Below are 18,999 nucleotides of genomic sequence, written 5' to 3'. Positions count from 1 at the left end.
TTATGCTACTAAAATTAACAATGTCCATGCGCTGGCCGCCAGCAATATGACCAGGCCGAAGACCGCAAACACCAGCCGCATTCGTCCTTTCACTGCCTGCGCAAGACCAAAAAGGAAGAAGGCAACCGCAATCACGGTCAGCACGCCCACATACGCGTCGGATTTATTGTTCCACTTGTGATATTCATCCGCGGCGGCATTTTGTTTTTCGAGAATTTTATTTGCCTCATCGCTTATATCTGTCAGATACGCGCCAGCATCCGGCAGGCCGTCTGTGGTTTTGGGCGCGTAGCGCGGGTCTGTATAAAATATGGAAAAATTGATTAATTTATCGGCACGCGCCTGAGCCGCCAGCGCGCTGATATTGTTTAACGCGGTTCCCAGTTTGTCGGCAGATTGTTCGCTTTGCAGCGCAGTGAATTGCATCATCAAAGCGGTCTGCTTCTCGAGCAATACCTTTGAAAAAGTATTCAGGTCGTAACTGCTTTGCAACCCCGAACGCACCAATTCGCCTGAGACGAGGATCGCATAATATTGCGAATCGCGGTTGGCATTGTTCGCGCGGATATTCGCATCCGCCTGCAGCGTGGCGATCATGGCAGTGATGACGGTTGTGATCAGCGTCAACACCACGATCAAAGTCTTATAGCGCTCAGGGGTTTCAGGAATGGGCGTTTCGTTCATAGCGCACCTCCGCGGATGGAAAAGAAGATCAGTTCAACCAGTCCGAACCAGATCAGGCCGAACAGGTAGATGCCTGCGCCGATGGCGAACGTGACCAGACGGGAACTTTTCACACTTAACTCGGAGAGGGCCAGCCAAAATAAGCTGATCGCCAGCAGGATGACTCCCACCGTCAGCCAGCGCTGTTCCGAGGAATATTGATCGGATAGTTTGAACGAGGCTTCAGGGTCAAGCGCTGCCAGGTCAGGGGTAGCCGCTTCAAGGTCCGCGAAGCGCAGATCGAGATCGTAGGTCCCGTCACTCATCAGATATTTTTCATCGGTGGTGAGCGGATCGGCGACCAATTGCAGATTCGGCAGAAGATATTGGCGCATGGTGCTGGCTTGTGCCTGCGCAGTTTTGTCACTGCTGTTTTCAAAGGCTTCCACTTGCGCCAATGCCACCGCGTATGTCTGGGCGTAGCCTGCCTCCTCATACATTTTGCGCCAGTCTTCGTTCGTGGACGCCTGTTTCTTCAACGCGTCGATCAACCCCTGGCGGATCGCGTCTCCCGCCGCCGAGCTGACCATGCTGGCGCGCCATGCCGCGAACGCGGTTGTGACCGATACGACCGCGATCACGATCGCGATGATAATATCCAGCCGCGGTGATTCATTTAAACGCTTAAGCATAATTCCTCCGTTATCTTCACAGAAAAAATTTGACTACAGCCAGTGCCAGTGCGATCAGCGCGTAGGTAAATGTGACTGGTTTGTTGGCGATGCTCAGATCCATCCAGTCGTCGGGCTTTTTCTCTTCGCGCGGAATTTCCTTGGTTTCCAGCCGTGTGCTTTCAAATTTTGCCAATAGCCTGATGGGGGAGTTTGAATATATTCTGCCTGGTCCGCCAAGAAACAAAATTAAAAAATATTGGATGGGGACGATCATGATGATCCAAACTGCGGATAGCAGCATGATCAGGATGCCGAAAACAATGAATTGAAGAGAATCGAGCAGCAGTATTAATGGAGATTCCCCTTCAGTCTGTCTGCGTTGATTGCTCTTCCCGCCACTGCCAAAGGCTAGCAGTTGAGCGCCGATCAATTGAAAGTATGCGCCGCAGTACTGGCGCGGATTGGCAGAGATCAAGCCGGGGTTCTTGTTCACATCCCAGGCAAAGGTCACCAGGGCTGCGCCTATGCTGATCAATGAGCCGTTTTTTAAATACCACTCAAAATACGAGAGCTTAAAGAAGAAGTTGAAAAAAAATTGATCCAGGGCGATCAATGCCAGAATGATCAGGAAATAGAACCAGCCTCTTTGATGGATCTTCATCGGATGCTCCTTGGCTTATGAACGATCGCGGCGCATGCGCGTACATCCTTTCAAGGTAATGATCGTGCGCCTGGACAAATAAAACTGGAAGGCGCGGAGACTTCCAGTTTTATTTGTAATTCTATTTGCGAAGGGATTCGCTTATTTCTTCAGGGCGTTGATCTCTGTCAGCACTTTCTTGACCATTTCTTCAGTGATGCCGGCGTCTTTGGCTTGCGGCATGGCAAGCAGGGATTTTAAGGTCATGCCCTTTGCCAATCCGATCATGGGATTCTTGGAAACCCCCGGCGCGTATTTCTCCAGGATTTTCACAGCGCCCGTGTCTTTCAAAATATCGCCAACCTTTGTGTCCAGTGTGTATGCCATTTTATTCTCCTTGGTATTATGGAATCTCGGAAAACTCAATACAATCTTATTGCCATGTATAGTATAAGGCAATAATGGCAGGTTGAATCACCTGAATTCTGTAAGATTCCTCCCGCCGTGACGATGTTTACATCAACGACTCAAAATCATAATCAATAAAAGACGATCCCTGTTCGATGCGGGTTTTGCGGTTTTTCATGAAGTTGGCGATCCATATGTGGCCGCCGTTGTTGACATCGAAACCGGGGATCTGCATAAAGCTTTCCAGTATCCAGTGCTCAACCCCTTTGATCTGGAAATCGCGATGGACAACGGCATAGAGTTCAAGTTCGCGCAATTTTAGAAATGCGGGCATCTCCTTGAGCCAGGCAGGGGACAAGGTAAAGGCTTGACGATACCCGCGCAGAAAATGGGTCATAAATTCGTGGGTGAAGGAAGCGCTGTCTTTGAATCCAAGTTCTTCGGCATCCATTGAAATATAGAAGAGCACAATGGCGATATCGTTGATAAACCAACTGTATGCGCAGTCGTCGAAGTCAAAGAGAGTGAGCGTCCCATCCGTATCCATGAAAAAATTGTTTTGATGGGCATCCTGATGGATAAGACCATATGAAGCAGGGTCTTTGGGCAGGGCATGGATATGTTTCAGCACGGCTTCATAGGTCTGATGTGCGATGGCTTCCGTCTTGGGCAGGTACAGCTCAATAAAATTCAAGCTGGCATCGTTCCATTCTGGGCGCCGCCAGGCAGGGACAGGTTGATAGTCCACTGCCAGGGCGTGCATCTGGCCAAGCAGCCTGCCGTAGTTTTCGTACCGTGTGGATGTCCACCCGGCAACCCAGGGCTGTTGACCTTTCGCTTTGATAAAAGCAGTGGCTAAAAATTGACCACCCTGCGTGTCGTCAATGACTTCCACGAGCTTTCCCTTTTCAGATGGGATCGCTTGCGCCACCGAGACGCCGCCCCGCGCCAGATGGTTGATCCAATCCACTTCGCCTTGAATGAGCGCTTCGCTCTTGCGCAAGCTGTGACCGATGCGCAGAATGAAATCTTTTCCCCCGCGCTCAAATTCGTAGATGAAACTCTCAAAGGCATCGAGCGGCTTGATCTGATCTTTTCGAATGCCATAGCGGCGCATGGCTTTGTGCAAGATGGTGTCGTTGAAACGGGCGATGATTTGTTGGTCCATGCGGCTTATGCTACTCGATTGTGTAGAAATTACACACCCCGACGTACCCAACTATCCCCCCCGTAGCGGACTGTAATATCACCCCCTTGTGGGGCTCCCGCAGCGACGCCAACCGCGCATCACCAACTCCAGACCTGACAGGTTTCATCGTGACCTGAGTCGACCGTAACCCATGAACGGGCATGGATTCGAGTCGGAAGTCGTTCCGTGGAAACCTGTCAGGTCTTTTCACAACTCTCCCTTAAACGCCCTGCCCAGCACGGACGGTAACAACGTCCGCCCAAAAAGCGGGCGCAATTCCTCCCCCGTAGCGGACTGTAATTCCCGCAGCGCATTAATCTTAATCATCATAGTTCACCCAGTTATTAGTGACCATTTATGCAAGAATTGTTGACCATCTGCTTTTATCTTTGCACGTGAAATCACTATACGAGTCTCATATTTCTTGATAAACGGGCTCAATTTTTCAGATGGAATTATCCATACAGATGGCGGGAATAAAGGATCAGTTATCTTTCCTTCAAAGCACACTAATACATAGAAGTGTTGAGAATCTAAAAAATTGTGAATATTATCTGCAGGCCAATCATAAGCCTTTGCAAGTCCTTTTACCTCAACTGTGGTTATTGTTCTATTCTCACTAGCCACAATAATGTCAACAGCCTTCTTATTACCTAATGTTAGTGCTGCGTCTGCGCCAAGACGATGAAGCATTGAAAGCACATAAAACTCAGCGGCAAGATTTGTATTGTATGTTGTCATAGTTGACCCTTAAACGCCCTATCCAGCACGGACGGTAACAACGCGTCCAACTCCTCCCCCGTAGCGGACTCTAATATCACTTCCTTATGGGGCTCCCGCAGCGATATCATCTCCTTGTGGGGAAGCCAACCGTGCTGGACGCTATCAAGATTTTCCATTGATCCTCTTGTTGTACTCTGCAATCAAATCCTCGCATTCTTTGCGAGTTTGTAGGATGGATATTCTGACTTGTTCCAATTTCGTAAGTTCATCGGCTGTCAAGCGAGTTTCTAGTGGTCGAATTTTATACTCAAAATGTTGAATATAAGCATTGATGTGTTCGATTCGTTCTTGAATGTTTTCAATGCCTCTGCTTTTGGGCGAATTGGGAAAGTCACTTTGCATCCAAACATCAAAAGCAATGTCGCGTTTGGAATCATCACATTTTGAGCATGCAGGAACCATGTTGCCAAGCACTGTTTCACCACCATTTTTGACAGCAACTAGGTGATCCCATCGTTTAATTTCAACATTTCCGCAATAAACACACTCGAGCGCCTCAAACTCAAAAAATTCAAGAACCTTTCTCATGTCATCTTGACCAAATTGCCGATTTGCCAAACTTTCTTGAAGAGCGCGCTCTACATAGGAAAACGCAAACCCAGTGGTTGTTCTTTGTGGAGATAGAGGTAATTTCACTTTATCCATCACAACTCTCCCTTAAACGCCCTATCCAGCACGGAAGGTAACAACGCATCCAATTCCTCTTGCGTTTCAGACTTTAACTCCCGCAGCGACGCCAGCCGCTTGGCGTGAAAACTTGATATCATCTTCTTAGTTTTCCAATTTTTTCCCATTCGCCAGTTGACGGGTTGAGATAACGCCAGAAATCCCAACCATTCACTTCTTTCCAATCAGTGATAATAACTTTTGCTGCGGTAGTTGGTGTTTTATATTCTTTGTTGTTAAATCGAACTAGACCTTTTATATTGAGTAGCTCTGCCTGATATGTCCCACCTTTATGCGTCGCCTTGATAGGAACAGGATATTCGGTTTTGACTTGTTCAATGCCTTGATCTAATTTGAAAATTTCAGTTAGCCGTTCCACGGTGAATTTATTGCGTAACCTGCACGCAGAATTCTGATTGGAGAACATTCCTTTTTCCCAAACGGCTTCTTTTGTTGGCTTTGTGGCTATCCAGTCTATCCTTACTAAATATTCACTGAGTTCTGGATCATTTGAATCTTTGCCCATGTCTGGTGCTTTGTGAGGGAGTTGTAGGATTGGAGTTGGTTTTCCATCAACTTTCACCATGAAGTCATTGATTCGGACAATCTCCTCTTTCACCATGCCAACCCCTACATATCCGACTTTTGGAATGTAAACAAATACTCTTGCACCGACAGGTAATAAGGAAAGTGTATTGCTGTACCACTTGCCTCCACCTGCAGCAATGAATCCATATTTAACTGCATCTTCCCAATTTCGTCTTTTATCATCGCCAAAGGAAACGTAAAAATCAATTCCGTTCCATTGTTCTTTTCCACGTGACTTAACAGCTTTACTTGCTTGCGTTTCAACTTGAACTGGGTCAATTAGCCATGAGCGGGACAAGAATTCGTTTTGCCCTTGTTTGAAATATTGGAAGAAAACAGCATTAATTGGCACACCATAATTCGACGATAGATAATTAACAATTCGTTCTGTGTGATTGTCCAATTCTGCTGCAACAATTAGTAGTCTGTGATCCTCGTTCAAGGTTTCTGGCGGAGGAGTGCCAAATGTTTGCTCAAAGGCGGATTCAAAATTTCTTGTGGTGTCATAAGTAGCGTAGATTTTTACAATATCATCGTAAGTCAATCCCTGCACCCACGAAGCATAGTCAAGTGTTTGTGCAACGATGTCCCGTGGAGTTTTGTCTCTTTTTAATTCAAGTATTGCGAGATGACCTTCTGAGTCAATCGCAAGCAAATCAATGTACTTTCCAAATGCAGTTGTAACTTGTCGCCCTATAACCATCAAACCAGGGTCAACAATTGAAATATCTCTATCAAGAATAGACTCAAGTTTCATCTCTGCATCCAGAGATGAAAAAGATACTTTTTCCAGTCCATTATTAATGCGCCAGATTTCAGTTTTTATTGGCATAATTCTCTCCTCTTAACTCTTCCGTAAAGTACTTAGAGTTCCCTCTTAAACAAACGCCCTTCCGAATCGTCGTATCACGGATGGCAATAGCGCAAATAAGCAGACTGTTATTACCGGCAAGCATACAGGAAAACCCCTGATTGGACAAGTGATATAGATAACTTCTATCGCAAATCCCAATATTTCATCAAAACTGATGTATATTTAAATTATTCTTGGAGGCTTTTATGACAGAAAAACATACCAAAGGCGAAATGCACGGATGTATTGTGTGCGGAAAGCTGTATCAGCTTTATGTGGTCAATGATGCGAACGGAAAATTTGTAGATGCCAAGGTCATGAGCGTGGGCGGGAAACTTGTGCCGCATACCGCGCGTGCGCTGGTGGCATGTGAAAAGCATACTGACGCGGAGATCGAGTCCGCGATGGCGAGAACGTACGGTTTGCAAACTGAAGATGACGAGTAGCCGTTCAATTCATATGTTTAAACTATTGTTACAATATCACCAGCTACGCTTTGGAGGTGTTGTGTGAATAGTCCCATTTTGCGAATGATTTCCGCCCTGCTCTTACTGACCTTGGCTGCGCTTGCCTGTAATCTGCCGCAGGCTACACAGATCCCCATCCCAACAACTACCAACACGCCGACGGTCGCAGCCCTCGCATCAGTTACAGATGCTCCTTCATCTGCAACTCCCGTACCGACAGACACGGTCTCGCCTTTGCCCGTACCGACTCCGCAGGATCCGCTCGTTGCGCGCGCCGCGCTGTGTTGGTGGGGACCCGGCCCGGTGTATGATGTTATCAGTTCATTAAAACAGGATATCCGCGTCAAGCTGGCTGGGCGCGGCAGTATTCCAGGCTGGCTGTTGGTTGATAATCCCACCTATCACGTTCCTTGCTGGGTGCAGGATATATATTTGCAAGTTGATCCGAATACCGATCTCTCCACCCTGCAGATTTTCACTCCGCCGCCCACGCCTACGCCCAGCCCGACCAATACAAGAACACCCACGCCGACGGCGACCTGGACTCCGGGGCCATAGCGTAAAAAGTAACAATGTTGGGATAAGGTTGCGGCGGGACAGCAGGAAAGGTTCCGCTGCGATCATCTCACTACTCACTGCTCTCCAAAGGAAATTAATTGATCAATACAAATCGGTTTTCATCCATCCTGCGCATGTATGCAGGCAGCTTTGCTCCGCTAAAAAACCGCAACTTGCGGATTTATCTCGGCGGTCAAGCCGTCTCTCTGTTGGGTACCTGGATGCAGTCCACTGCCCAGAGCTGGGTGGTTTGGGAATTAACCCAGTCAGAAAGCTCGTTGGGGATCGTGGTCATGCTCAACAGTTTGCCGCTCCTTTTGATGGCTCCCTGGGCTGGCAGTATCGCGGACCGCTTCAATCGCCGCATGATCCTGCTGGTGACACAGTCCATCGCCATGCTTCTCGCTTTTTCTCTCGCGCTATTAATTCAAACCCATCTTGTGCAGATCTGGCATATTTATATTTTTGCTTTCATTCTCGGCACGATCAACGCCCTGGATTTTCCCGCCCAGCAGGCCTTTATCGGCGATCTCTCGGGAATGAGCCAGGTGCGCCAGGCGATCACACTTAATATCATGGGGCTGCAGGTCGCACGCATGTTGGGGCCGGCCATTGCGGGAATTCTGCTTAAAGTGGTTGGTTCAGCCGCCGCGTTTTGGATCAATGGATTTAGTTTCATGGTGGTCTTGTTAAGTATCTTTATGGTGCGCTCTCATCAACAGGAAATTAACAAGCACAATGGCGGGCGCGGTCAATTTCGAGAGACAGTGGATTATATTCGGGTGCAGCCGCGCATGATCGATTTGATGGTCTTCGCCGCCCTCGTGACCTTTTTTGGGTTGTCCATCATGAACATTCTCCCCTCTGTGGCAGACCACGTCCTCAATGGCGACTCCCAGACATTTGGCTTGCTATTCGGCGCGTCGGGTGCCGGCGCATTGATCTCCACGCTGATCCTGCTTCCATTATCCCAGGCCTCCAAACGGGTTGGGTTGATTATCAGCGGCGCCGCGGTTTGGATGGGAACTTTTTATTTTCTCTTGTCACGCTCCACATGGCTGCCGCTTTCGATGGTGGCGATTTTCTTTGTCAGCCTCGGCGCGCCGTTGGTGTTGACCACAGGTTTGGGCGTCATGCAATTAATGGCGCCCGCTAACATGCGCGCCCGCATTATCAGCCTCTTCACCATGTTGACATTTGGCTTGCAGCCATTGTCCTCACTCTTTATTGGCTACACCGCCGAGATGCTTGGCACGCAAACCGTCATCATGATCAATTCTTTATGTTTGGCCGCCGGCGCGCTGCTCATGTTTTTCTTTCGAAAAGGATTGCGCGATTGGGAATTGCAGCCTGTCGAAAAACATTGATATTTCCGAAAGAAGTAAAATAACCTTATGCCACTATTAGAAAATCCCATCGGTATCTTTGACTCTGGCGTAGGCGGATTATCCGTCCTGCGTGCGATGCGTGAACAAATGCCAAACGAATCCATGGTCTACTTTGGCGATCAGGGACATGTCCCGTATGGGCCGCGCTCGATGGAACAGATACAGAAATTTTCAGAGGGGATCACGCGCTTTTTACTCGAACAAAATTCCAAGCTGATCGTTGTGGCTTGCAATACAGCATCAGCCGCGGCGTTGAAATATTTGCGCGGACGGTTTCCTGAAGTCCCTTTTGTAGGCATGGAGCCTGCTGTCAAACCTGCTGCGGAGATAACCAAGACAGGCAAGGTCGGCGTGCTGGCAACTCCCGCAACTTTTCAGGGCGCATTGTACGCGTCTGTTGTGGAACGTTTTGGCGCGGGCGTTGAATTCTTTCAGCACGCTTGTCCTGGGCTTGTCAGTCAAATTGAAAAAGGGGAATTGGAGTCAAATGCAACCCGCGCAATTTTGGAAGATGCGCTTCTGCCGATGCTGGAAAAAAATATCGATACAGTCGTATTGGGCTGTACACACTACCCGTTCGTGATTCCGCTCATTGAGCGGATCGTGGGCGCGCATGTTCGGGTGATAGACCCCGCTCCCTCGGTGGCGAGACAGGTCAAACGTCTGCTTGAGGTGAGTGTGAATCTAAATCAGACGAGTGAAAGCCAGAGAGTCCGATTCTATACTTCCGCTGATCCTGCTTCGATGAAATCCCTGCTGCCTTTATTGTTGGGGACGGATGGCGAAGTTGAAGCGGTTACGTGGAAAGATGATCAAGTGACTCTGTGATCTGCGCGCCCATGCGCTGCATATCCTTGAACAGGCGCAGCGGCTCGGCGATGTGCCCCATCATGTGGACTCCAGCGCGGCGCGCCGTGCCATCGAGATATTGAAGCAGATACGCGACGACGGGGATGGCGGTCAGTTCATATCCATCGGGATGCGCGATCTGCAACTGGACCTCAGCCTGCCTGCCGTTCAATTGACCTTTTGCTTCCACTTTGAGCGCCACCAGATACGGCGGCTTAGACTTTCCCATACCCCACCACATCAATTTACCCAGCGGACGAAGCCCGCGTTTTGGCGCAAGTTTGAGACCACAAAAACGATCGGGGTGATGATCAGGTCTGTAAACCAGTTCGAGCCTGAAATATAAAATCCAGTATCCTTGATGGTTGGAATCAAATTAGGAATATTTCGCAGTTCCTCGAAGAACATGGAATAGCCTGTGCGTTTGCCGATATCATTTCCAAAATTGAAAACGCGCGAATCCCAGGAAGTGGGTTTTGTCCACGCGCCATGTTTGTAGACTTGCGCCTGATACTCAAGAAAACATTCCATGAGTTCATCCACGGCTTCGGTGTAGGGCAGGCCCCGCATATTGAGGTAGCCAGCCGTAAATGCGGATTCGGCTATGTCCAATTTTTCTGCAGTGTAGCGGATCATCGCGGCGGGCAGACCGGGGTGAAAGCCCGCTTCGGTGATGAAACATAACCCCGCCTGCTGAATCTCTTTTTCTGCGCCATATAAAGCGCTGAGTTTTTTGGATGAGAGCTGCACATCGAGATAATCCACGTGCGCGGCGATGCAGGCGCGGATAACTGTCTCAGCGTGCTGCGTGGTTGGCGCGGCGACCAAACACAATGTCACGCCTTGAAGCGCTTGCGTTAGATCGTTAATATTGGACGCATCAACCTGTCTTGCGGATGCACGCGAGTCGTGCAATTCATCCACGAAAGATTTTGCCTTTTGTATGCTTCGGCCAGATATGATGATTTCAACATCGGTTTGAGCGAGCAAATGTTTGGCGAGCGGTCTGCCAGTATATCCATACCCGCCCAGGATTAGGATTTTTTTCATGTTGTTTTACTCTTTTTCAGGTTTGACGGCCAGCAGGGTTAGATTTTTTCCCAGTTCGCGTAGTTCCGTTTCATCCTTGAATTTCATCCCTGCCATCGCCATCACGGAGCGGGTATAGGCGGGTTTGCTTCGATAGAATTGAACAAGCATTTCGCTTGCGCCTGCGGTGGTGAGCGCTCCTGCGCGCGCCTTAAATTTTCTGCGTCCAACCTTTGCTTCAAAGATTGGATTGGCTTGAATATTTTTATACCAGTCGGCGCGCGCGCCATAGGCGGCTTCGATGTAATAAGTGTCGGAGGCTTTGTCGTAATCCATCACGTCAACCATCGAGTCGTAGCGCTTGCCTGATTTGCGTCCAATGTGGGTGATGAGCATCCATTGCGCGCCGAGTAGACGCTCCCAGCCGCCGAGTCCCATTTTGTGAAGGATGACTGGAACCTTGAAGAAGAATTTTTGCAATTGACCGGGTCGTTTGTCAAAGGCGCTCATGGATTATCCTCCTGTAAGTAGGAACTTGAAGAATTTCCCCAGATCACGCAGGCGCGGCCAGAAGGCGGGGACACGCTTGCGATAATCAGCGTAGGATTGGCCGAAGCGTTCGATCAATTCCTTTTCTTCCACGAGACGGATCCAGCCTGTGAGTCCAAGCGGCACGAAAATGGAGAAGATGATGGAGTTCGCATTCCCGTTCAAGAGTGCAAGCCCCATCCAAACGCGGATCGCACTGGCGTAGATCGGATGGCGTAGGATGCTGTAAATACTTGAATCAATGATCTGGCCTTCCTCGGGGTAATAAACATATAAGAGCGTGAGATTGTCCACGCCAAATGTCTGGACACTGCGAACCCATAATAATGCGCCAACGCAGACCATGAACCAGCCGAGGGCAAGAAAGACGATTGTCCACCAGCCGATGGGCACGAAGGGACCGTTCATGTAGCCAGCGTGTGCGACGGCTCCGAAGATGAGTCCCAGCCCGGGCAGGGCGTAATGGGCGAAGGCATTGCGGTAGGCAAGTTCTTTATATTTTTCTTTGTATGCTTGTTTGCGGGAGAAGAAGAAGCTTAGGAGAAGAAATCCCAGCGAACTGATGATGATCTCGCTGTCGATGCTCCAGGTGGGGATGTTGTCTGTGAGGATGAAATATACATTGACCAGTGTGAACAAGCCTAATGCGTAAAGAGTAATTCGTAATTTTCCGCCCATTGAATTTAATTCAGGAACATGTTTTGCGAGTGAGTCCATGCCTTTGATGTTCATGGTGACCATCCTTTGGTGTTGTGATTATACTCCTCGCATTAATCTGCCGCGACAATACCCATGTCCGTTGTTTTTATTGTTGCACCTTCAAGGTTCTCAAAACTTAATTTTGAAACATCCAGCCCATATTTTCCCGCCACGCGTTCGAATAAAGCATGATAACCAGCTTTGACCATCGCCTCCCAGTTTAAACTGAGCAAGTCCGCGATGCTGTGTATTGATTCCACATTTTCCCCTTCGATCTCAATAAAACTTCCATAAGGCAGTTCATCCAGCATGATGTGCGTATCGTTTAATTCATAGGTTGTGCGGAATTTTTCATAGAATACAACAACCTGAAAACCGACGGCTTCAAGGAATTGTTTTGCGCTGTCAAAATCCCCCACCTCAAATTCGATTTCCTGACGGCTGAGAATGCCGCCTTTATTTTCCACGCTCGGACCTTTGAATGTGAAGCGCGCTATATCATCCTGTCTCAAACGGAGAACGCGAAAGCTGTTTCTTAGCTCTCCATCTGGCCTGTCGAAGCGCAGGTTGACTTCGTGTACGCGCGGTTGAATTAATTGCGCCTTCAATTCTAGAAGGCGCAATTCGATCTTTCTTAAATTCTGTACATGGAACTTGGCTTCGGTTTCCTGCCCGTTCATTAATGCACGCTCAGTAAGGTCTGCTTTTGTTCCACGCTTTCGCCAGCTTTTACGCGGACCTTTCCCATTACACCGTCTCGCGGCGCTTTCAGTTCATTTTGCATTTTCATGGATTCTAGGATCAGCATGACCTGTCCTTTCTTCACTTGCTCGCCTTCTGAGATCATGACCGCCACAACCAGTCCGGGCATGGGTGCTTTTAGATGGAACTCGCCGCCCTCTGCAATACCTCCGCCCGCGGCCGCTCTTAGCCGCTTTTCACGCTCATCTTCTATCTTGACCTGATACTGCTGTCCGCGGATAAGCACTTCCCAATCTTCATCGCCCTGATAAACATAAGACTCGTAGGATTTTCCGTCCGCGATCAAAGAGAAGACTGGCTGCCCGCTTACCGCCTTAAAATCAACTTGCAGCAATCGGTCGCCGATGCGGATGTGATTTTCATCCACGACCTCGATCTCAAATTCTTTATTATCAATGGTTGTAATATATTTCATACTTTATCCTCAATCATCAATCGCCAATCGTAAATCGTAAATTATCTATGCATTCGTTCCCATCTGCCGACCCATTTCCAGTTGGATGTGTCTCTTTCATTGCGGCGAACCCGTTGTGCGGATAATTCACTTTGGTGATGCGCGACGAGTGTCGCAAGAATGGCCGCGATCTCCGCGTTTGTGGCGCGGGATTCAATTGCGTCATCCATCGAGAAGCGTTCCTCCACAAAGCGTGTGTCGAATTGTCCGCCCATGAAACGATGTGAATCCATCAAGGTCTGGTGGAAGGGGATATTGGTACGCACGCCGACGATGCGGTATTCTTCCAGCGCGCGCCGCATGCGCAGGATGGCTTGTCCGCGTGTTTCGCCCCAAACGATCAGTTTTGCGATCATCGGATCGTAGAATGGAGTGATCTCAAAGCCGGGATACACACCAGTGTCAATGCGCACGCCAGGTCCGGTGGGCAGGATGCTATGCGTAATTTGTCCGGTTGACGGCATAAAACCATTGAAGGGATCTTCTGCGTTGATACGGCATTCGATCGCGTGGCCATTGAACTTGATCTGGTCTTGTGTATAACTCAACTGCCTGCCGCGCGCGATGCGTAATTGCTCCGCAACGATATCCACACCTGTTACCATCTCAGTGATCGGATGTTCCACTTGCAGGCGCGTGTTCATTTCAAGGAAGTAAAAATTACGTTCCTTGTCAACTAAAAACTCGATCGTGCCGGCATTGACATAATCCACTGCCTGCGCGGATTTGACCGCGATGGTTCCCATTTTCTCGCGCAAGTCTTCATCCAGAAATGAGGATGGCGATTCTTCCAGCAATTTTTGATGGCGGCGTTGGATGGAACATTCACGTTCACCTAGATGGATTACGTTCCCAAACGAGTCTGCCATGATCTGGAATTCGATGTGGCGCGCGCCCTCGATCAATTTTTCCAAATAGACATTGCCGTCGCCAAAGGAAGATTCCGCCTCGCGTCTCGCGGATGCAAGCAGGGTCGGCATTTCCTCCAGGCTTTTTACTTCCCTCATGCCTTTTCCGCCCCCGCCAGCAGTGGCTTTGATCAGCAAAGGGAATCCGATCGTCGGAGCGATTTGAAGCAGGTCGTCATTCGTCATGTTCCCGACAGCTTCCGTGCCAGGCACAACAGGGATGCCTGCTTTGATGACAGTGGCGCGTGCTTCGGCTTTATCGCCCATCGCCGCGATGGACGAAGGCTTGGGACCAATGAAGGTGATGCCAAGGTCTGCGCATTTTGCTGCGAAATCTTCACGTTCCGCCAAAAAACCATATCCCGGGTGGATCGCGTTCGCGCCTGATTTTTTGGCAACTTCAAAGATCTTGTCTGCGCGCAGGTAGGATTCTCGCGACGGCGCAGGTCCGAGCAGGTAAGCCTCATCCGCGTAGCGGACATGCAGCGCGTTGCGGTCTGCTTCTGAAAATACTGCTACTGTTTCAATGCCAAGTTCGCGGCAGGCACGAATAATGCGGACTGCGATCTCACCACGATTTGCTACCAATACTTTATTGAACATATATGCTCCGCATGTGTCAAAAGTGTCAAGTGTCAGGTGTCAACTTACCTGATACGCGGCACTAAAACACTTGATACTTATAATGGAATATTTCCGTGCTTCTTGGCAGGATTCGCGTCACGTTTGTTGGACAACATTTCCAGCGCATTGATCAGGCGCGGACGGGTTTCCTTCGGCTCGATGACATCATCAATATATCCGCGCTGGGCCGCCACGTATGGATTTGCGAATTTTTCCTTGTAGTCTGCAACCAGTTCCGCTTTCTTTGCAACCGGGTCGCTTGCCTTATCCAATTCCTTGCGGAAAATAATATTGACCGCGCCATCCGGCCCCATGACTGCGATCTCAGCCGTCGGCCAGGCGAGGTTCACGTCACTGCGAATATGTTTGGATGACATCACGCAATATGCTCCGCCATAGGCTTTGCGGGTGATAACTGTTAATTTGGGCACCGTTGCTTCACAGAACGCGTACAGCAATTTCGCACCAGAGCGGATGATGCCATGATGTTCCTGAAACGTACCGGGCAGAAATCCGGGCACATCTTCAAAAGTGATGATGGGGATGTTGAATGCATCACAGAAGCGCACAAAACGCGCAGCTTTTTCACTTGCGTCAATATCCAGAACGCCTGCCAGGACTGCGGGTTGATTTGCGACGATGCCAACCGAATGTCCGCCCAGCCGCGCAAAACCGACCACGATATTCTGGGCATAGTTCTCATGGATTTCGTAGAATTGGCCGTTATCCATGATCTTGCTGATCACCTCTTTAATATCATAAGGTTTATTGGCGTCATCTGGAATGATGTTGTTGAGTTCTTCATCCATCCGCAGCGGATCATCACTTTGAACGAAAGGCGCATCCTCCATATTGTTCTGCGGCAGGTAGCCGAGCAATTTGCGAATTAAATATAGCGTATCCGCTTCACTGTCGGCGGCAACGTGGCAAACGCCTGATTTTTCCGAATGAACGCTGGCTCCGCCCAATTCTTCCTGGGTTACTTCTTCGTGGGTAACTGCTTTTACTACATCAGGTCCCGTAACGAACATATAGGATGTGTCACGGGTCATAAAAATGTAATCTGTCAACGCGGGCGAATACACCGCACCGCCGGCGCATGGTCCCATGATCGCGGAAATTTGTGGAATGACTCCCGAAGCCATTGTGTTGCGCAGGAAAATATCCGAATATCCGGCCAGAGCCACAACGCCTTCCTGAATGCGTGCTCCGCCTGAATCGTTCAGTCCAATAATAGGTGCGCCGTTCTTCATCGCCATATCCATGATCTTGCAAATTTTCTCGGCATGCACTTCACCAAGGCTTCCGCCAAACACAGTGAAATCCTGCGAGAACACGTATACGAGGCGGCCTTCAATTGTGCCCCAGCCAGTCACCACAGAGTCGCCCATATATTTTTGTTTATCAAGATCGAAGTCGTACGTGCGATGGATCACGAACGGATCAACTTCGCGGAAAGAGCCTTTGTCCAAAAGCAGGTCAAGGCGTTCACGCGCAGTCAGACGACCTTTTTTATGCTGGGTGTCAATGCGGGCCTGCCCGCCGCCCAGGAGTGATTCAGCTTTAAGATTATTCAGATTTTGGATTTTCGTGGTTTTATTCATACGCCTCTCTCGACAATAATTTTGTTGTGAACAGAATGAAGACAAGCAGAACCAGATTTACTATAACAGCGAACGGCCAGTTTGGATGCGGCCTTTGCCAGATGAGACGCTCGCTCCAATACCAGACGGTGTAGCCTGCTGTTGCCCCAAAGAGCAGTTTCGCCGCCCACGCTTTTTTCTTCCAGATACTCCACAAAAGAAGTACGCCCAAGGCTGTCCATAATGTGCCGCTTATGGTTGTAATTGCGGCGGCAGGTTGTGCGGAAAATTCATTTAGCACCCCACGCCATGTGATGGAAGTCCAGACCCGGATGAGATTCCATATTGTTAGGGTTAACACCAGCCATAGCGCGAGGGTTACTCGAAAGGAACGGTTTTTCATGGCATGCCGTTGATTGTGAAATTTGAAGGTGAGGAAACGGCTGATTGTGGAGAGGCAGACGTGTGGTCGATGTTGGAGGCGTTGCACGAGAGAAAGTCAACTACCGGTAATGTCAATATTCCTGTTCGCAATTTCATCTCCTAATATTTTGGCTCTTTCAAAAGATACAGCAATCCCTTACCGCCGTAGACATTGTACTTTTCAAGATAGCGCTCGAATTGGCCAAAATAAGGCGGCATCGAAAGCAGTTGCGCGTTGGCAAAGATGATGGTGACACCGTGCTCGCTCAGGTATTGAGGCGCCTGCCGGTTTTGTAGTGCGTGAAAATAATCATTGCTGTTGATCAAGCCGTCCATATTGACGATGGTGCGGTCTTTTATATAGTAACCAACATTTCCGCCGCCTGTCATGCCGATAATATCACCCGGCTGGGTGTTTTCTTCCAGGAATGGCAGGACTTCTATATAAGGTCTTTCCGGGGGAAAGTAGTTGTATCTCATGACTGTGGTGACGTAACTGCCTAAGCCATACGCAAAATATATGCCGATCAGGACAGCGGAAGCTTCCACTGAGAATCTCAGGGGTTTAAATTTTTGCAGCGGGTGGATCGCCAGATCGATAAACAGGCTGCCAGCCATTGTGACGAATATCATTTGGCTGATCCAATACCATTCCTTTGCGCCGCCGTATGCGGTGGTTGTGTAGGAAAGGATCAGGATCGCGCAGCCTGCCGCGAGTGGAATGAGAGCCATATTTGTAATTTTTTCTAAAGCCCGGCGGATATTCATGGCGGCAAGAATGACCACCAGTATGGCGGCGACCGCCATAACCAAATAATAACGTTCGTCTGTGGTGTCGCTGCCAGGATAAAGGGGGTAGATCTTTTTTGCGATCCATAGCGCGACACTGGAAAATGGTTGCCAGGCATCGAAGGCGTTTTGAAAGCCGATCCCAAAAAATGTGGTCCAGTTATGGGCAGGCCGTTCGTATATCGTGTTTGGCAGGGAGCCCCACCAACGCTTGATCTGTCCGCTGACAGGGCTGGATGTTCCAAAGATGAACTTATTTAATAACATGTATACTGCGAGCGCGCCGCTGACGATTCCAAAATATACCGCTCCATCTCCCAGCCATTTTTTCCAGTTCGCCAATAAACCTGAAATTGGAGATGTTTGTTCGATCATGGGTGCTTCTTTATTTCCGATGCGGCGGGCGGTTAGTCTAATGGCAAGCGCCAGAGTGACACTGATGCCCCAATCAAGGAAAAAGGCCGTGCGCGGGAAGTTATTTGCAAATCCAATTTGAAGCAGGAGTAAATAAAATCCTGTCACAAAGATCGTGCCTGCGCTATTTGCAGCAAGGACCTGACTGATCGTTCTCCAAACAGAATTTGCTTTTGGATGTTGATATAAGCCAAAGAAATAAAAAGAAATGGTCTTGACCACCAGGGATATAAGTGCCGCTTGCATGGCAGATGACGCATAAAGAATATTGTATGCTTCCAGCCCGGTGCGGATTGCCACAGAAAACACCATTGATAGGAAAATGATCACAATATCAAGCGGTAGAAAAAAGCGAATTGGACTCCCGCGAAAGATCACCCAGATGCCGACAATTACCGCGAAAAAGACAAGGTCAAGCCGGCTGAACATCACGAGGACCGCGAGCATCCCTAGGACAGCCAGTTGACGGGGGGGCACCGGTTTTGTGCGCCATTTTTTTTCAAATGCTGAGAGATTCCACATTAACAATACGATCGTAAAGCCTGCCAGCGCTGTTTCCAACCCAAATTCATAGACCGTGGTGTGAATGTAAAAGTTAAAAGCCCAAAAACAAGCTGCCAAAATACCAGTCGCGCGCGAAAGGGAACTTGAAATGATGCGATAGATCAGAACAGCTGTTGCAGCATTTAATATCCCCATGACGAGCAATAAAACACGCAGAGGCAGGATCAAGTCAAAACGGGCGAGGTAAAAAACAGGCACGCATACCAATAACCACAGTGGGTGATATTTGTTGGTCAGGTTGATACCGTCGAAACTGATGCCGCGCCCTTCAGTGATATTTTGGGCTACTTTAAAATAATAATAAGCATCATCCCGTGTAAACCAAGCGTTGGGAAAATTGTATGCATCTGAAAAGGCTGCGTATAGATGAATACTGGTGATTGTAACGATCAGGACAATTTCAAATAGTGAAAAACGTTTAAGGAAATTCATTTTTTGTTTTGTAAATCAGCGGCACGTCAGCTGATCTGCACAA

General features: G+C 48.8%; 23 protein-coding genes. 4 read left to right on the top strand and 19 right to left on the bottom strand.

Annotated features, from left to right (window positions below):
* From IPL17_RS15245 to IPL17_RS15205, 9 genes are all read right to left on the bottom strand, one after another.
* Nucleotides 1-684 (bottom strand): hypothetical protein, encoded by a 684-nt coding sequence (locus IPL17_RS15245; protein WP_345307934.1) that lies wholly within the window; start codon nt 682-684, stop codon nt 1-3.
* A complete protein-coding gene (locus IPL17_RS15240) occupies nt 681-1,355 on the bottom strand; it encodes a hypothetical protein (protein WP_345307933.1) in 675 nt (224 codons plus the stop codon). Before IPL17_RS15240 ends, IPL17_RS15245 begins: the two co-directional genes overlap by 4 nt.
* A 16-nt stretch (nt 1,356-1,371) precedes the next feature.
* Entirely contained in the window at nt 1,372-1,998 is a 627-nt protein-coding gene (locus tag IPL17_RS15235) for a hypothetical protein (protein WP_345307932.1), read from the bottom strand.
* Nucleotides 1,999-2,139: 141 nt separating this feature from the next.
* A complete protein-coding gene (locus tag IPL17_RS15230) occupies nt 2,140-2,364 on the bottom strand; it encodes a hypothetical protein (RefSeq protein ID WP_345307931.1) in 225 nt (74 codons plus the stop codon).
* Between the two features lie 127 nt (nt 2,365-2,491).
* Nucleotides 2,492-3,553 carry a phosphotransferase gene (locus tag IPL17_RS15225; RefSeq protein ID WP_345307930.1) on the bottom strand — a complete coding sequence of 354 codons (1,062 nt, stop codon included), beginning with the start codon at nt 3,551-3,553 and terminating at the stop codon, nt 2,492-2,494.
* A 228-nt stretch (nt 3,554-3,781) separates the two neighbouring features.
* Complete coding sequence (locus IPL17_RS15220; protein ID WP_345307929.1) at nt 3,782-3,904, bottom strand: hypothetical protein; 123 nt, start codon at nt 3,902-3,904, stop codon at nt 3,782-3,784.
* 3 nt (nt 3,905-3,907) lie between these two features.
* On the bottom strand, nt 3,908-4,315 hold the full coding sequence (locus IPL17_RS15215) for a hypothetical protein (RefSeq protein WP_345307928.1): 408 nt from the start codon (nt 4,313-4,315) through the stop codon (nt 3,908-3,910).
* A 144-nt stretch (nt 4,316-4,459) separates the two neighbouring features.
* Nucleotides 4,460-5,002 (bottom strand): HNH endonuclease signature motif containing protein, encoded by a 543-nt coding sequence (locus IPL17_RS15210; RefSeq protein ID WP_345307927.1) that lies wholly within the window; start codon nt 5,000-5,002, stop codon nt 4,460-4,462.
* 118 nt (nt 5,003-5,120) lie between these two features.
* Complete coding sequence (locus tag IPL17_RS15205; RefSeq protein WP_345307926.1) at nt 5,121-6,443, bottom strand: endonuclease NucS domain-containing protein; 1,323 nt, start codon at nt 6,441-6,443, stop codon at nt 5,121-5,123.
* Nucleotides 6,444-6,670: 227 nt separating this feature from the next.
* On the opposite strand from IPL17_RS15205, the gene IPL17_RS15200 reads away from it, so the two are divergent.
* The 4 genes from IPL17_RS15200 to murI all read left to right on the top strand — a co-directional run bounded on the left by IPL17_RS15200 (nt 6,671) and on the right by murI (nt 9,705).
* On the top strand, nt 6,671-6,910 hold the full coding sequence (locus tag IPL17_RS15200) for a hypothetical protein (protein WP_345307925.1): 240 nt from the start codon (nt 6,671-6,673) through the stop codon (nt 6,908-6,910).
* A 63-nt stretch (nt 6,911-6,973) separates the two neighbouring features.
* Nucleotides 6,974-7,489, top strand: a complete 516-nt coding sequence (locus IPL17_RS15195; protein ID WP_345307924.1) for a hypothetical protein — start codon at nt 6,974-6,976, stop codon at nt 7,487-7,489.
* A gap of 98 nt (nt 7,490-7,587) precedes the next feature.
* Entirely contained in the window at nt 7,588-8,856 is a 1,269-nt protein-coding gene (locus IPL17_RS15190; RefSeq protein ID WP_345307923.1) for an MFS transporter, read from the top strand.
* 27 nt (nt 8,857-8,883) lie between these two features.
* Nucleotides 8,884-9,705 (top strand): glutamate racemase, encoded by an 822-nt coding sequence (gene murI / locus IPL17_RS15185; RefSeq protein WP_345307922.1) that lies wholly within the window; start codon nt 8,884-8,886, stop codon nt 9,703-9,705.
* Here the strand turns inward: murI and IPL17_RS15180 are convergent.
* From IPL17_RS15180 to IPL17_RS15135, 10 genes are all read right to left on the bottom strand, one after another.
* Nucleotides 9,674-9,955: a hypothetical protein gene (locus IPL17_RS15180; RefSeq protein ID WP_345307921.1), complete on the bottom strand. Its 282-nt coding sequence runs from the start codon at nt 9,953-9,955 to the stop codon at nt 9,674-9,676. The two genes, murI and IPL17_RS15180, sit on opposite strands and share 32 nt — an antisense overlap.
* 11 nt (nt 9,956-9,966) lie before the next feature.
* Nucleotides 9,967-10,776, bottom strand: a complete 810-nt coding sequence (locus tag IPL17_RS15175) for a saccharopine dehydrogenase NADP-binding domain-containing protein (protein WP_345307920.1) — start codon at nt 10,774-10,776, stop codon at nt 9,967-9,969.
* Between the two features lie 6 nt (nt 10,777-10,782).
* Entirely contained in the window at nt 10,783-11,265 is a 483-nt protein-coding gene (locus tag IPL17_RS15170) for a nitroreductase family deazaflavin-dependent oxidoreductase (protein WP_345307919.1), read from the bottom strand.
* A 3-nt stretch (nt 11,266-11,268) separates the two neighbouring features.
* A complete protein-coding gene (locus IPL17_RS15165; RefSeq protein WP_345307918.1) occupies nt 11,269-12,036 on the bottom strand; it encodes an isoprenylcysteine carboxylmethyltransferase family protein in 768 nt (255 codons plus the stop codon).
* Between the two features lie 38 nt (nt 12,037-12,074).
* Nucleotides 12,075-12,683 (bottom strand): class IV adenylate cyclase, encoded by a 609-nt coding sequence (gene cyaB / locus IPL17_RS15160; protein WP_345307917.1) that lies wholly within the window; start codon nt 12,681-12,683, stop codon nt 12,075-12,077.
* Nucleotides 12,683-13,180 carry an acetyl-CoA carboxylase biotin carboxyl carrier protein subunit gene (locus IPL17_RS15155; protein WP_345307916.1) on the bottom strand — a complete coding sequence of 166 codons (498 nt, stop codon included), beginning with the start codon at nt 13,178-13,180 and terminating at the stop codon, nt 12,683-12,685. The genes cyaB and IPL17_RS15155 overlap by 1 nt, the downstream gene beginning before the upstream one ends.
* 41 nt (nt 13,181-13,221) lie before the next feature.
* On the bottom strand, nt 13,222-14,730 hold the full coding sequence (gene accC, locus IPL17_RS15150) for an acetyl-CoA carboxylase biotin carboxylase subunit (protein WP_345307915.1): 1,509 nt from the start codon (nt 14,728-14,730) through the stop codon (nt 13,222-13,224).
* Between the two features lie 77 nt (nt 14,731-14,807).
* Nucleotides 14,808-16,355 (bottom strand): acyl-CoA carboxylase subunit beta, encoded by a 1,548-nt coding sequence (locus IPL17_RS15145; protein ID WP_345307914.1) that lies wholly within the window; start codon nt 16,353-16,355, stop codon nt 14,808-14,810.
* Nucleotides 16,348-16,737, bottom strand: coding sequence for a hypothetical protein (locus IPL17_RS15140; RefSeq protein ID WP_345307913.1), 390 nt, complete (start codon nt 16,735-16,737; stop codon nt 16,348-16,350). Before IPL17_RS15140 ends, IPL17_RS15145 begins: the two co-directional genes overlap by 8 nt.
* A 140-nt stretch (nt 16,738-16,877) precedes the next feature.
* Nucleotides 16,878-18,956 (bottom strand): hypothetical protein, encoded by a 2,079-nt coding sequence (locus IPL17_RS15135; RefSeq protein ID WP_345307912.1) that lies wholly within the window; start codon nt 18,954-18,956, stop codon nt 16,878-16,880.
* Between the last annotated feature and the right edge of the window lie 43 nt (nt 18,957-18,999).

The organism is Candidatus Villigracilis saccharophilus, assembly GCF_016711665.1.
The sequence above is the reverse complement of the archived record's forward strand: the minus strand, read 5'-3'. Positions and strand labels throughout refer to the sequence as shown.

What these genes read in the sequence shown, in the direction of transcription:
- IPL17_RS15245 (WP_345307934.1), bottom strand. Translation starts at nt 684, where the DNA reads ATGAACGAAACGCCCATTCCTGAAACCCCTGAGCGCTATAAGACTTTG.
- IPL17_RS15240 (WP_345307933.1), bottom strand. Translation starts at nt 1,355, where the DNA reads ATGCTTAAGCGTTTAAATGAATCACCGCGGCTGGATATTATCATCGCG.
- IPL17_RS15235 (WP_345307932.1), bottom strand. Translation starts at nt 1,998, where the DNA reads ATGAAGATCCATCAAAGAGGCTGGTTCTATTTCCTGATCATTCTGGCA.
- IPL17_RS15230 (WP_345307931.1), bottom strand. Translation starts at nt 2,364, where the DNA reads ATGGCATACACACTGGACACAAAGGTTGGCGATATTTTGAAAGACACG.
- IPL17_RS15225 (WP_345307930.1), bottom strand. Translation starts at nt 3,553, where the DNA reads ATGGACCAACAAATCATCGCCCGTTTCAACGACACCATCTTGCACAAA.
- IPL17_RS15220 (WP_345307929.1), bottom strand. Translation starts at nt 3,904, where the DNA reads ATGATGATTAAGATTAATGCGCTGCGGGAATTACAGTCCGCTACGGGG.
- IPL17_RS15215 (WP_345307928.1), bottom strand. Translation starts at nt 4,315, where the DNA reads ATGACAACATACAATACAAATCTTGCCGCTGAGTTTTATGTGCTTTCA.
- IPL17_RS15210 (WP_345307927.1), bottom strand. Translation starts at nt 5,002, where the DNA reads ATGGATAAAGTGAAATTACCTCTATCTCCACAAAGAACAACCACTGGG.
- IPL17_RS15205 (WP_345307926.1), bottom strand. Translation starts at nt 6,443, where the DNA reads ATGCCAATAAAAACTGAAATCTGGCGCATTAATAATGGACTGGAAAAA.
- IPL17_RS15200 (WP_345307925.1), top strand. Translation starts at nt 6,671, where the DNA reads ATGACAGAAAAACATACCAAAGGCGAAATGCACGGATGTATTGTGTGC.
- murI (WP_345307922.1), top strand. Translation starts at nt 8,884, where the DNA reads ATGCCACTATTAGAAAATCCCATCGGTATCTTTGACTCTGGCGTAGGC.
- IPL17_RS15180 (WP_345307921.1), bottom strand. Translation starts at nt 9,955, where the DNA reads ATGGGAAAGTCTAAGCCGCCGTATCTGGTGGCGCTCAAAGTGGAAGCA.
- IPL17_RS15175 (WP_345307920.1), bottom strand. Translation starts at nt 10,776, where the DNA reads ATGAAAAAAATCCTAATCCTGGGCGGGTATGGATATACTGGCAGACCG.
- IPL17_RS15170 (WP_345307919.1), bottom strand. Translation starts at nt 11,265, where the DNA reads ATGAGCGCCTTTGACAAACGACCCGGTCAATTGCAAAAATTCTTCTTC.
- IPL17_RS15165 (WP_345307918.1), bottom strand. Translation starts at nt 12,036, where the DNA reads ATGAACATCAAAGGCATGGACTCACTCGCAAAACATGTTCCTGAATTA.
- cyaB (WP_345307917.1), bottom strand. Translation starts at nt 12,683, where the DNA reads ATGAACGGGCAGGAAACCGAAGCCAAGTTCCATGTACAGAATTTAAGA.
- IPL17_RS15155 (WP_345307916.1), bottom strand. Translation starts at nt 13,180, where the DNA reads ATGAAATATATTACAACCATTGATAATAAAGAATTTGAGATCGAGGTC.
- accC (WP_345307915.1), bottom strand. Translation starts at nt 14,730, where the DNA reads ATGTTCAATAAAGTATTGGTAGCAAATCGTGGTGAGATCGCAGTCCGC.
- IPL17_RS15145 (WP_345307914.1), bottom strand. Translation starts at nt 16,355, where the DNA reads ATGAATAAAACCACGAAAATCCAAAATCTGAATAATCTTAAAGCTGAA.
- IPL17_RS15140 (WP_345307913.1), bottom strand. Translation starts at nt 16,737, where the DNA reads ATGAAAAACCGTTCCTTTCGAGTAACCCTCGCGCTATGGCTGGTGTTA.
- IPL17_RS15135 (WP_345307912.1), bottom strand. Translation starts at nt 18,956, where the DNA reads ATGAATTTCCTTAAACGTTTTTCACTATTTGAAATTGTCCTGATCGTT.